This is a genomic window from Pseudomonas sp. D4002, assembly GCF_013385665.1.
In the GTDB taxonomy this organism is placed as follows: Bacteria; Pseudomonadota; Gammaproteobacteria; order Pseudomonadales; family Pseudomonadaceae; genus Aquipseudomonas.
Genome location: NZ_JACAPN010000047.1, coordinates 170716 through 183098, shown reverse-complemented (window position 1 = coordinate 183098; position 12383 = coordinate 170716). Strand labels below are relative to the sequence as shown.

11 protein-coding genes are annotated in these 12383 nt (G+C 63.1%); 5 read left to right on the top strand and 6 right to left on the bottom strand.

Annotation, left to right across the window (positions count from 1 at the left end; translation table 11 throughout):
* Positions 1-7: 7 nt before the first annotated feature.
* Both HX824_RS29275 and HX824_RS29270 read right to left on the bottom strand, forming a co-directional pair.
* Entirely contained in the window at positions 8-1150 is a 1143-nt protein-coding gene (locus tag HX824_RS29275) for a phytanoyl-CoA dioxygenase family protein (RefSeq protein ID WP_003215107.1), read from the bottom strand.
* A complete protein-coding gene (locus tag HX824_RS29270) occupies positions 1150-1995 on the bottom strand; it encodes an SDR family oxidoreductase (RefSeq protein WP_177055778.1) in 846 nt (281 codons plus the stop codon). Before HX824_RS29270 ends, HX824_RS29275 begins: the two co-directional genes overlap by 1 nt.
* A 123-nt stretch (positions 1996-2118) precedes the next feature.
* On the opposite strand from HX824_RS29270, the gene HX824_RS29265 reads away from it, so the two are divergent.
* Both HX824_RS29265 and iolG read left to right on the top strand, forming a co-directional pair.
* A complete protein-coding gene (locus HX824_RS29265) occupies positions 2119-3144 on the top strand; it encodes a LacI family DNA-binding transcriptional regulator (RefSeq protein ID WP_003215111.1) in 1026 nt (341 codons plus the stop codon).
* A 36-nt stretch (positions 3145-3180) separates the two neighbouring features.
* A complete protein-coding gene (iolG, locus tag HX824_RS29260) occupies positions 3181-4185 on the top strand; it encodes an inositol 2-dehydrogenase (RefSeq protein WP_177055775.1) in 1005 nt (334 codons plus the stop codon).
* 42 nt (positions 4186-4227) lie between these two features.
* On the opposite strand, the gene HX824_RS29255 is transcribed toward iolG, so the two are convergent.
* Complete coding sequence (locus tag HX824_RS29255) at positions 4228-5394, bottom strand: cystathionine gamma-synthase (RefSeq protein ID WP_008436288.1); 1167 nt, start codon at positions 5392-5394, stop codon at positions 4228-4230.
* Positions 5391-6767: a cystathionine beta-synthase gene (locus tag HX824_RS29250; RefSeq protein WP_177055773.1), complete on the bottom strand. Its 1377-nt coding sequence runs from the start codon at positions 6765-6767 to the stop codon at positions 5391-5393. The genes HX824_RS29255 and HX824_RS29250 overlap by 4 nt, the downstream gene beginning before the upstream one ends.
* A 265-nt stretch (positions 6768-7032) precedes the next feature.
* Here HX824_RS29250 and atzF point away from each other — a divergent pair, with 265 nt between their 5' ends.
* Positions 7033-8832, top strand: coding sequence for an allophanate hydrolase (atzF, locus tag HX824_RS29245; protein ID WP_177055771.1), 1800 nt, complete (start codon positions 7033-7035; stop codon positions 8830-8832).
* Between the two features lie 2 nt (positions 8833-8834).
* Positions 8835-9521: a GntR family transcriptional regulator gene (locus HX824_RS29240; protein ID WP_087695021.1), complete on the top strand. Its 687-nt coding sequence runs from the start codon at positions 8835-8837 to the stop codon at positions 9519-9521.
* Positions 9522-9669: 148 nt separating this feature from the next.
* Here HX824_RS29240 and dapA read toward each other — a convergent pair whose 3' ends face one another.
* Positions 9670-10533: a 4-hydroxy-tetrahydrodipicolinate synthase gene (gene dapA / locus HX824_RS29235; RefSeq protein WP_177055769.1), complete on the bottom strand. Its 864-nt coding sequence runs from the start codon at positions 10531-10533 to the stop codon at positions 9670-9672.
* A 292-nt stretch (positions 10534-10825) separates the two neighbouring features.
* Positions 10826-11794 carry an alpha/beta hydrolase gene (locus tag HX824_RS29230; protein ID WP_177055767.1) on the bottom strand — a complete coding sequence of 323 codons (969 nt, stop codon included), beginning with the start codon at positions 11792-11794 and terminating at the stop codon, positions 10826-10828.
* Positions 11795-11890: 96 nt separating this feature from the next.
* On the opposite strand from HX824_RS29230, the gene HX824_RS29225 reads away from it, so the two are divergent.
* Positions 11891-12370 (top strand): VOC family protein, encoded by a 480-nt coding sequence (locus HX824_RS29225; RefSeq protein ID WP_087695027.1) that lies wholly within the window; start codon positions 11891-11893, stop codon positions 12368-12370.
* Positions 12371-12383 lie beyond the last annotated feature (13 nt).

Below are 12383 nucleotides of genomic sequence, written 5' to 3'. Positions count from 1 at the left end.
ACATTCCTCAGCCTTGGCGTTTGGCGTGTAGTTGCGCAACGCGTTCGGCAAAGGTCTCGCAGGGCCAGCGTTCGTTCAGTGCCTGCAACATCAGTTGCTGCCCGGTTTGCGGAGCCAGGCCCTGTAAGGGTGGGTCGGTATCCAGGTTGGTGGGAAAGGAATAGCCATCGGCAGTGCAGGCGATCACCGCGTGCAGCGCCTCGCCATCCATGACGTTGTCCGCCAGGCGCTCCAACAGGCAGGGGTACAGCGCCAGCATCATCCGGTCGCGGTCCACAGCCTCCATCGTTTTGCCGAACGCCGAGGAGATTTGCAGCAGGTTGGCCATGCGCTGGCGGTCCGGTGTGCGATTGGTGCCAGCGGCGTGAAACAGGGCCGGGTTGAAGAACAGCAGGTCACCTTTGTTCAGCGGCAATTGCACGGCATGCTGCTGGAAGTACTCGATGAATTCAGTGCGCCTCCAGGCCAGGTAGCCCAGTGGGTATTGCTGGGAAAACGGCAGCAGTTGGGTCGGGCCGGTTTCCAGGGGCATGTCGCTGTGGGCCACGGCCCCTTGCAGCGTGAGGTATTGGGACAGCGTGTGCAGGGGCAACGGAAAGCGCTCCACCACGTCGATGGTCTGGAACCCGAGGTGATAATCACGGTGCGGTTGCTGGGCTTGGCCACCGGGGTGCACCACGTTGACCTGGGCCGTGACTTGGTAGCCCGGGCCGAGCCAGGCTTGTGCGATCAACCCCAGCAGTGGGTTGGCGTAATATTCGACAAAGGATGCCGGCGACTGCAGTGCGGCCTTCTGTAATGAGTTCCAGATACGTCCGTTACTGCCGGCCTTGGCGAAGTGGTCGGCGGCCACACCTTGCGCAGCCTCTTGGGCAAAGATCGCTTCGAATACCTGGCTGTGACGGTCGACCACGTCCAGGTCGGCGTAGCCCTGGCGCACCACCATCACTCCCGGCCCCTGGCTGAACAGGCGATGCAGTTCGTCCAGCACGGCGTGACGATCGCCGTTGCGCAGTGCCTGGGCCTGATAGATCGGGATGTTGCTGCACACTTCGGCGCAGTGCGGGTAGTCCTCGGCAGCCGCCTGCTGGGCACAGATCGAGTGAAAATCTTCCAGTTGCACTGCGTCGGCGCTGACAAAGGCAGGCATCACGCACCCTCCACCAGGCTCAGGGCCTGATCGGGGCGTGGGGTGCCGCCGTCGCCACAGCCGATGACGCCTTGCTCCAGGTCGATCACCGTGCCGGTCATCATTCCCGACTCGCGTGACAATAGAAATGCCACGCTCTGGGCCACCTCTTCAGGTTTGAGCAGGCGGCCGAAGGGCTGCGCGGCTTCGGCGGCCTCCAACCAGCCATCCCCGGCACCGTGGTAGTGCCGTTGGATTTCATCCTCGTGCGGTGTGTCCATCCAGCCGATGTTCAAGCCGTTGACCCGAATCCGGTTGCGCAGGGCGCTGAACGCCACGTTTTTGGTCAGAATCGCGAGAGCGCCCTTGGACGCCGCGTAGGCACTCAAGAACGATTGCCCGCCGTGGCCGGTGACACTCTGGATATTGACCACTGCACCTTCAACCCTCTGGCTGATCATCAGCCTCAAGGCTTCCTGCATCAGGAAAAACGGCGCCCTCACATTGACCGCAAACAGTCGGTCAAACAGTTCGGGGGAGGTGTCGAGAATGGTGCCGCGATCCGACATCCCGGCGCAGTTGATCAGCCCGTGGAGGGTGCCGAAGTGGGCACGGGCCGCCTCGATCACGGCGCGGCAGTCGCCAATCTGTTCCAGGTCCGCCTGGACAAACACCGCGCGGCAATCGTGCGCTGCCAACTGCCGTACTTGCTCTTGGCCCTGGTCCGGACGGCGTCCGCAGATGATCAGGCCGGCAGCACCGCGCCGCGCCAGGGTATGGGCGACGGCAGCCCCCAATCCCTGGGTGCTGCCGGTGACGACAAAGTATTGGCCTTTGAAGGTATGGCTGAGGTCGGTTGAAGGCATCGGGGTCTCCTGGGTTTTTGTTGTTTTGAAGGCCGGGCTCGACGCCGGGCAAAACTGAGACTAGCATTGCGGTCACCTCAACTAGTCTCAAAAAGACCTCAAAAAGACCTCAGGTCCAACAGCATGCTCGAACGCGCTAAACACTTTTCCATTAAGCAACTGGCCACCCAGGCGGGCGTCAGCAAGGCGACAGTCGATCGCGTCTTGCATGAGCGCGGCAGCGTGCACGCCCAAACCCGGCGGCGTATCGAACAGGCTCTGGATGAGCTGGAATCCCAGGAAAAAAATGGCCTGGCAGTAGGCCGTACCTTTCATGTCGATGTGATCATGCACACGCCCAAGCGCTTCAGTGCGGCGGTGCAGGCCGCCATCACCGCCCAACTGGGCAGCCTGGCACCGTTTCGTATCGCCCCGCGGTTTCATGTGTTCGAAGAGATCGAGCCTCAGGCGATGCACGACCAATTGCTGCGCTGCCTCGAGACCGGCAGCCAGGGTGTGGTGCTCAAGGCCGCGGACGAGCCGGCGGTGAATCTGGCGGTCAAGCACCTGGCGGCCGCAGGTATTCCGGTGGTGACCCTGGTCACCGATCTGCCCCACAGCGAGCGCATCGGCTACGTAGGCATGGATAACCGCACCGCCGGACAAACCGCCGCGTACCTCCTGTCCCGCTGGCTGTCACCCCAACCCCAGGAAGTGGCGGTGGTGATTGGCAGTGAATTGTTCCGGGGCGAGGAAGAACGCGAAATGGGCTTTCGCATGTGGCTGCGCGGCCGTGCGACGCACCTGCGGGTACTGGATATCAGCGGTGGGTACGGCGTGTATGACCGAACATTTGCCCGGGTCACCGATGCGTTGAAGCAGCATCCCGAACTGAAGGCGGTGTACAGCGTCGGCGGTGGCAACCGGGCAATTGTCGACGCCTTTGCGGCTCTGGATCGCCCGTTGGACGTGTTTATTGCTCACGACCTCGACGAAGAGAATCGCCAGCTGTTGGCCGAAGAAAAAGTCGCCGCGATTATCGATCACAACCTGCAGATCGATGCGCGCCATGTGTTTCTGCACATCCTGCAATTTCATCGGCTGTGGAAGGCTGGGCCGATTGCGCCGTCACAGGTACAGATCGTCACACCGTTCAACCTGCCGGACTGAATCTCCACACCCAATAACAATCCCAGGAGTTCGACCATGCTACGTATCGCTGTCCTTGGTGCAGGGCGCATCGCCAACATTCACGCGGCCAATGTCGCGGCCCATCCTGATGCCACTCTGGTGGTGGTCGCCGACCCCTGGCGGGAGGGCGTCGATGGCTTGGCTGCGCAGCTGGGTTGCGAGGCGGCCTATGACTGCGCAGCAGTGCTAAGTCGGGACGATATCGACGCGGTGGTGATTGGCACACCCACCGACACTCATATCGATTTGCTGCTGGCGGCCGTGTCCCAGGGCAAGGCCGTGCTGTGCGAGAAGCCCATTGACCTGGATTTCGCCAAGGCGCGGGCGGCGGCGCAAGCTGTGGACCGCGAGGGCGGCAAAGTCATGCTGGGCTTCAACCGCCGCTTCGATCCCGACACGCTGCGCCTGCGCCAGGCCATCGACGCGGGGCAAATTGGTGCTGTGCGGCAGGTGATCATCACCAGCCGCGACCCGGGGTTGGCGCCACGGGATTACCTGGCACATTCCGGCGGCATCCTGCGGGACATGACCATTCATGACTTCGACATGGCGCGGCACCTGCTGGGTGAAGAGCCCATTGAAGTCGGCGCGATAGCCAGCCGGCTGGTAGATCCGAGCCTGGCGCAGATTGACGACTTCGACAGCGTGATGGTGCTGCTGCGCACCGCATCCGGGAAACAGTGCCATATCAACTGCTGTCGGGAGGCGGTCTACGGGTATGACCAGCGACTTGAGGTATCCGGGGCCAAGGGGGTGCTGCTCACGGATAACCATCGACCCAGCACCTTGCGCCATTGGAACCACGAGCACACCGAGGCGTTGGAGCCGTTGCAGCATTTCTTCCTGGAGCGTTATGCGGATGCCTACCGCAATGAGTTGGGGCAGTTTATCCAGGCACTGAGCGCGGGGCGCGCGCTGCCCACCAACATGCGCGATGGGCTGTATGCGTTGCACTTGGCGGACTGTGCGCTGGAGTCCATCAAGACCGGGCGAATGGTTGAGGTCAATTACGCTATTTAAGGTGTTGCCGGAGCGGGCATGCTCGCTCCGGCAGATTGCGCGTTAGATTTTTGCCAACGCCTGCGCCAGATCCGCCCGCAGGTCTTCCACATCCTCAACCCCCACCGACAACCGCACCAACCCATCACCAATCCCCAGCTGCGCCCGGGTCGCTGCCGGGATGCTCGCATGGGTCATGATCGCCGGGTGCTCGATCAGACTTTCAACGCCCCCCAGGCTTTCAGCCAACGCAAAGATCTTCACGTTTTCCAGGAAGCGTGTCGCTCCTGCCAGGTCGCTTTTCAGGTCCACCGAAATCATCCCGCCAAACCCGCGCATCTGCCGGCGTGCCAGCTCATGCTGCGGGTGTGATGCCAGGCCTGGGTAATAAACCCGCGCCACTTGCGGCTGTTGCTCCAGCCACGTCGCCAGTTCCAGCGCATTGCTGCAATGGCGCTCCATGCGCAGCGCCAGGGTCTTCACCCCGCGCAAGGTCAGGAATGCGTCGAACGGCCCGGCAATTGCGCCCACGGAGTTTTGCAGGAAGCCCAGGCGCTCGGCCAGTTCAGGATTCTGGCCGACCACCGCAATGCCGCCGATCACATCGGAGTGGCCGTTGAGGTACTTGGTGGTGGAGTGCACCACGATGTCGAAACCCAGCTCCAGCGGGCGCTGGATCCAGGGGCTGGCGAAGGTGTTGTCGGCCACGCAGATGATGCCCCGGGCCTTGCAGATGCGGGAGATGGCACTGAGATCGGTCAGGCTCAGCAGCGGGTTGCTCGGGGTTTCGACCCAGACCATCCGCGTGTCGTCCTGCAGCGCGGCTTCGAAGGCCGACAGGTCGGTCAGGTCGACGAAGCTGAAGCGATGCCCGGCGCTGCGCTGGCGCACTTTGTCGAACAGGCGGAAGGTGCCGCCGTACAAGTCATTGCCAGAAACCACGTGGGAACCGGCGTCGAGCAGTTCCAGCACGGTGGAAATCGCCGCCAGCCCGGAGGCGAACGCGAACGCCTGGGTGCCGCCTTCAAGGTCGGCCACGCAGCGTTCCAGGGCGAAGCGCGTCGGGTTGTGGGAGCGCCCGTAGTCGAAGCCCTTGTGAACGCCGGGGCTGTCCTGCAGGTAGGTGGAGTTGGCGTAGATCGGCGGCATCAGCGCCCCGGTGGTCGGGTCCGGGGATTGCCCGGCATGGATCACGCGGGTGGCGAAGGCGCTTTTATCGTGCTGGGTCATGCAAGGGATCTCCGTAGGTGATTGAGCAGGTCGACGCGGGTGATCAGGCCGTGAAAGCCCGAGGCGTCGGCAATGATTGCCACCAGCCCGCGATCCAGCTCGGCCTGCAATTGCGCAAGGCTGGCGCTGGGTGCGAGGGTGTGAAGGGCGTTGGTCATGGCGCTGCCCACGGTCATGGAAAAGTGCGCGGCGTTCTGATGCAGGCCGAGCAATACATCCGACTCGTCGAGCACCCCCACCAGTTGCTTGCCGTCCACCAGCACCGGCAGCTGTGAGACGTCGGCCAGGCGCATGCGCTGGAAGGCGGTGAGCAGGCTGTCGTCTGGGCCGACGCTGATCACCCGGCCATCCTCGAAACGACGGGCGATCAGGTCGCGCAGGTCGCCGTAGTGTTTGTATTGCAGCAGGCCGGCGTCGTTCATCCATTGGTCGTTGTAGACCTTCGACAGGTAGCGCGTGCCGGTGTCGCAGACGAAGGTGACCACCCGCTTGGGCTCGGTCTGTTCGCGGCAATAACGCAGGGCGGCGGCCAGCAGGGTGCCGGTGGAGGAGCCACCGAGAATGCCTTCGGCCCGCAGCAGTTGGCGGGCGTGGTCGAAGCTTTCTTCGTCGCTGATGGAATAGGCGTGGCGCACGCTGGAGAGGTCGGCGATCGAGGGGATGAAGTCTTCGCCGATACCTTCCACGGCCCACGAGCCGGGTTCGGTCATGGTGCCGCTGCGGCTGTATTCGGCCATTACCGAGCCCACCGGGTCGGCCAGCACCATGGCCAGGTCAGGTTGCACGCGCTTGAAGAAGCGCGTCAGGCCGGTGAGGGTGCCAGCCGAGCCAACGCCAACCACGATGGCATCCAGGTCATGTTGGGTCTGGGCCCAGATTTCCGGGGCGGTGCTGGTCTCATGGGCCAGGGGGTTGGCCGGGTTGTTGAACTGGTCGGCGAAGAACGAATCGGGAATGTCCTTGGCCAGTCGCGCCGCCACATCCTGGTAATACTCGGGGTGGCCCTTGCCGACATCCGAGCGGGTGATGTGCACCTCGGCGCCCATGGCTTTCAGGTGCAAGACTTTCTCGGTGGACATCTTGTCCGGTACCACCAGCACCACCCGGTAGCCTTTGGCGCGTCCCACCAGGGCCAGGCCGAGGCCGGTATTGCCGGCGGTGGCTTCGATGATGGTGCCGCCGGGGCGCAGGCGGCCATCGCGCTCGGCGGCGTCGATCATGGCCAGGCCAATGCGGTCCTTGATGGAGCCGCCGGGGTTCTCGGATTCAAGCTTGAGGAACAGCGTGCACGGGCCGGTATCGAAGCGGCTGACCCGCACCAGCGGGGTATTGCCAATCAGTTCGAGCACGGCGGGGCGGGAAGCGGTGGGCATGTCGTCACCTGGCTACGGAAAGGGCGTATGGGATGGACAGCAGCGTTTACAACATGGTTTCGAACATAGGCCGGTATCGGGCCGCTCGCAACCGCGCGGCCGCCAGAATGTCTTTTTTTGGCGCATTGCTGCTTCATGACGGAGCACGGCTGGAGGCGATCCATCGGTGGGTTTTCTGTCAACCTCACGTATTCATTGGCTTGCAGCTGATTGGCCCAGGGTTTGCTAAAAGAAATCCAAACTTGGATACAAGATGGAATCCTCAATGCGCAACGAACAACTCGGCTGGACCCTGGGTGAATGGCAAGCTGCCTACCGCAGCCAGGCGCTGACTCCCGACATCCTGTTGACCCTGGCGAGCACGTTTCCCGCCGAGGACAACGCCTGGATCAGCCAGGTGCAACCGCAGCAGTTGCGTGACCAGTTGGCGCAGTTGGCCGAGCGGCTTGCGGCGGTCAATGGCGATATCGACCAGTTGCCGTTGTATGGCGTGCCGTTTGCCATCAAGGACAACATCGATGCGGCGGGTTGGGAAACCACGGCGGCGTGTCCTGAGTTTGCCTATACCGCCGCGGCGGATGCCTCGGTGGTGGCGCGGTTGCGGGCGGCCGGGGCGATCCTGATGGGCAAGACCAACCTCGATCAGTTCGCCACCGGCCTGGTCGGTACACGCTCGCCCTACGGCGCGGTGAGCAACAGTTTTAACCCGGACTATGTCAGCGGCGGTTCCAGCTCGGGTTCGGCCTCGGTGGTTGCCCGCGGGCTGGTGGCGTTTTCCCTGGGCACCGACACCGCCGGTTCCGGGCGGGTGCCGGCGGGCTTCAACAATATCGTCGGGTTGAAGCCGACCAAGGGGCGCTTGTCCAACACCGGACTGGTGCCGGCCTGTCGTACCGTGGACTGTATTTCGGTGTTTGCGCTGACGGTTGAAGATGCCGAGACGGTTGCGGGCCTCGCTGCTGCTTACGACGCCAGCGACGCCTATTCACGCGTCAATCCCAACACTGCTCCCGTAGCGGTCGGCGCCACAATCAAGCTGGCGGTTCCGGCCAGCCTGGAGTTTTTTGGCGACGCGCAGAACCAGGCCGTATTTGAACAGGCGCTGCTCAGGTTCCAGTCCCTCGGCGCCGAAATCACGGCGGTGGATTTCAGCCCGTTTCAGCAACTCGCCGAGCAGCTCTATTACGGCTCCTGGGTTGCGGAGCGCACGGTGGCACTGGAAGGCATGCTCGCCAGCAACGCCGAAGCGATCAACCCGGTGGTACGTGGCATTGTGGAAAACGGTCACACGTACAGCGCCTGCGATGCCTATAAAGCCGAATACCTGCGCGCCGAACTGAGCCGCTGCATCAACGACACCCTGGCCGGTTTCGACGCCTTGCTGGTGCCGACATCGCCGACGATCCGCACCCTGGCGGAAATGGCCGTGGAGCCGGTGCTCTACAACTCGCAGTTTGGCTTCTACACCAACTTCACCAACCTGGCCGACCTCTCGGCACTGGCCGTGCCCGCGGGGCTGCGCAGCGACGGCCTGCCGTGCGGCATCACCCTTATCGCGCCGGCCTGGCACGACGCCGCCCTGGCGCATCTGGGCAAGCGTTGGCAGGCCGGCCTTGATCTTCCGCTGGGCGCTACCCAACGCAATCTGCCGCAACCGGCACCGGCGCGACAGGCGCCCGGCAGCGTGCGGGTGGCGGTGGTTGGGGCGCATCTCACCGGGATGCCGCTGAACTTCCAGCTGACCAGCCGCAACGCCGTGCTGGTGGAGCAAACCCTGACAGCGAGCAACTACCGCCTGCATGCACTGCCGGGCACGGTTCCGCCCAAGCCGGGGCTGGCCAGGAATGACTCGGGCCGCTCGATCATCGTCGAGCTGTGGGACATGCCTGTTGCCCGCTTTGGTGAGTTCGTCGCCGAGATTCCCGCGCCGCTGGGCATCGGCAACCTCACCCTGGCGGACGGGCGCAGCGTGAAGGGTTTTATCTGCGAGCCCTGGGCCCTGGCAGGCGCCACCGACATCACCGAATTCGGCGGCTGGCGCGCGTACATGGCGAGCAGGAACTAGGCATGCAGCTCTCAACCACGAGAAAACCCGGCGAACGGCCGGACAGCCTGGCGGAACGGGTCTACCAGCAGTTGAAGGACGACATTTTTGGCTTTCGCCTGCTGCCGGGTGATCGCTTCAGTGAAGGTGACGTGGCCGAGCGCATGCAGGCCAGCCGCACGCCGGTGCGCCAGGCGCTGTATCGGCTGGAGCGGGAAGGGTACCTGGAGGTGTTTTTCAGGAGTGGCTGGCAGGTGCGGCCGTTCGACTTCAACTATTTCGAAGAGCTTTACGACGTAAGAATCGTGCTGGAGTTGGCCGCCGTCAGCCGCTTGTGTGGCATGGCGGAGCAGGGGCTTGAACGGCTTGAAGCGATCTGGCGGGTGGACGAAAGTGCGCGTCTGGATGACGCACAGGTCGTCTGCGCGCTGGATGAGGAGTTCCACTGCGGGTTGGTGCAGGCCACGGGCAACGCTGAAATGGCGCGCATGCATTACGAGATAACCGAGAAAATCCGCATCATTCGGCGGCTGGATTTCACTCAGCAATCACGTATCGCAGCGACCTATGAGGAACACGCAAGCATCCTCGATGCGATCTCGGCACGGCACCGCGATCTGGCGCAGCAACTGCTCAAGACTCACATCGAGGTGAGCAAGCAGGAGGTGCGCAAGATCACGTTGCATCGGTTGGCGGTGGCGAGAGGATAAGCAGCCCGTGCCCTGTGGCGAGGGAGCTTGCTCCCGCTGGGGTGCGAAGCGCCCCCAAAACCGGTCACCCCATTTTACCTGGCGAAAACGCGGTGCCTGAATTGGGGCTGCTGCGCAGCCCAGCGGGAGCAAGCTCCCTCGCCACGGGTTATTGCCGCACGCCTAATACTTGCTGCAACCGATTTGTCACCGTCTCACTCGCTCCCAACATCGGCGCCCGCAACTCACTGCCGATCAAACCCTCCATCGCCAGCGCGGCCTTCACCGGCGCCGGATTGGGCTCCACGAACAGTGTGTGGATCAACGGCAGCAGCCCGAAAAACGTCTCACGAGCCGCCAGCAACTGGTGATCGCGAACCTGTCGATGCAGCGCCACAAAATCTGCGGTACGCACATGCGCCGACGCGGCAATCGCGCCGGTCGCTCCCAGGCACAGCGCGTTGAATATCTGCACATCCTCGCCACACAACACATCCACATTCCCGCTGGCCAGCAGCGCCAGGGTATTGGCCAGGTTGCCGCCACAATCCTTGATCGCGACGATCCGTTCATGGGCGACGATGCTCAGCAACGTCGCCTGTTCGAAGGCGATACCGGTGCGGTAGGGAATGTCATAGAGAATGATCGGCACACTGGACGCATCGGCCACGGTGCGGAAGAACGCTTCAAGGCCCGCCTGGGACGGGCGGATGTAGCTCGGCGGCGGTACCAGCAAACCGGCCACCGGGCGTTGCAGGATTTCACTCTGGAACTGCAGCAGCTCAATCTGGTTATACCCCGCCAGGCCCATTACCACCTGCTGCGGCGGTACCAGTTCCAGTACGGCATCCAGCATCGCCAACTGCTCACGGCGGCTCAGTGCTGCGGCTTCGCCGGTGGTGGTACAGACCATGATCCCGGCCACGCCTTGTTCCAGCAGATGGCAGACCAGGCGGCGCAAGCCGATGAAGTCGATGGCGCCGTTATGAAACGGTGTAACGACGGGAACCCAGATACCTTGAAACGATGACATGCGCTTTCTCCTGATGGTTGACCGATTTCGTCACCGTCAGAAGGGCAGAGGGAAGTAAGCAAGAGGAGGGGGCCTTCGCGCTCAATGTCCTGTCAGCTCATCTGACGGGACAGCGCGCCCCGGTCACATGAGCGACTGTTTCTTCGATTTGAGGGCGTGCGCAACGCAACCTTGCGCCTTGGCAATCAAGCCAATGACGGAAAAGTTGAAGGTCGTTGCAGACATTGAGGACACACCCTGAAGAAGGCGCTTATCTTTATGGATTATTACAGGGTGTGTCAACTCACGGCGATCAGTCGCGGTTCAACCAGTGGCGCACGAAACGCACCTGCTCTGCCGACAGTTCTGCGTCTTCCGGCGCGCCCATGAAACCGCCGTGGGGCATTGCTTCAAAGATGTGCAGTTCCACCGGTACCTCGGCCCGGCGCAGCGCCCGGTGCAGGCGTACGGCGTTGGACAGGAACAGGTCGCGGGTGCCGCTTTGCACGAACGTCGGCGGGAAGCCCGCTGCGAAATCCCCGAACAGCGGCGACAGGTACGGGTGAGACAAATCCGCGCCAGCGGCGTACAGCAGGTTGGTGCTCATCAGCGGGTTGGGCAACACCACGTCGACGGTGCGGTTGACCTGGAAGCTGTCGCCCGATTCGGTCAGGTCCACTTCAGGTGACAGCAATACCAGCGCGGCCGGCAGCGGCAAGCCTTCGTCGCGGGCGCGCAGCACCATGGCAGCGGCGAGGTTGCCTCCGGCCGAGCGTCCGCCGATCACGATCTTGTCCGGGGTGTGGTGCTTCAGCACATGCCGGTAGGTGGCCATACAGTCATCGAGTGCCGCCGGGTACGGATGGTCAGGCGGCATGCGGTAGTCCACGCCGTAGCAGGTCAGGTTGTGCAGGTCGGCGTGCTTGCCGGCGGCGAGGCGGGCGTTTTCGCCGCCGCCGAACACCAGGGCGCCGCCGTGCAGGTCGATATAGGCGAACTCGGCCCCGTATGCCGGCGTCGCCCGGTACACGGTGGCGTCTTCCACGGTGAATGTCTCAACGTGGTCTGCCGTCTGTCCCGCCTGGGACGCCGCGTACTGTTGGGCAACTGCGGCCTGCATGCGGCGCCAGCCAGCGTGGTCATCGGGTGCGGGCAGGGTGTACAGGCTGTTCAGCGGCACGCCATCGGCGTTCACCATGCGTTGCAGCATCGCCTGGGCCTCGGGGCTGATGGACCGCGGAACCGGGATGATTCGCGGGTCGATCCTTACACCATTACTCATTCTCTGCACCGTTTGGGTTCATGTCAGGACGCGAACGCATTCTTGTCGGTAGCGGTACTACACTGCAAGTCCGAACCTCCACGCTGGAGAACACTCATGCTCAGCAAAAACACGGTGTGCCTTTGGTACGACGGCAGTGCACTGGACGCTGCCAACTTCTACGCCAGGACCTTCCCGGACAGCGCAGTGACCGCGGTCCATCACGCCCCCGGGGATTATCCGGCGGGCAAACAGGGCGATGTGTTGACCGTGGAATTCACCGTCATGGGTATTCCTTGCCTGGGGCTGAACGGAGGCTCCGGCGTGCAGCACAACGAGGCGTTTTCGTTCCAGGTGGCCACCGACGACCAGGCGGAAACCGACCGCTTGTGGCACGCGATTGTCAGCCATGGCGGCCAGGAAAACGTCTGCGGCTGGTGCCAGGATAAATGGGGGGTGAGATGGCAGATTACCCCGCGTGTACTGAGCGCGGCGATCACCCACCCCGACCCGGCAGCGGCCAAGCGGGCGTTTGACGCGATGATGGGGATGACCAGGATTGATATTGCGGGGATTGAGGCGGCGCTCAAAGGTTGATGCACCGATTGAG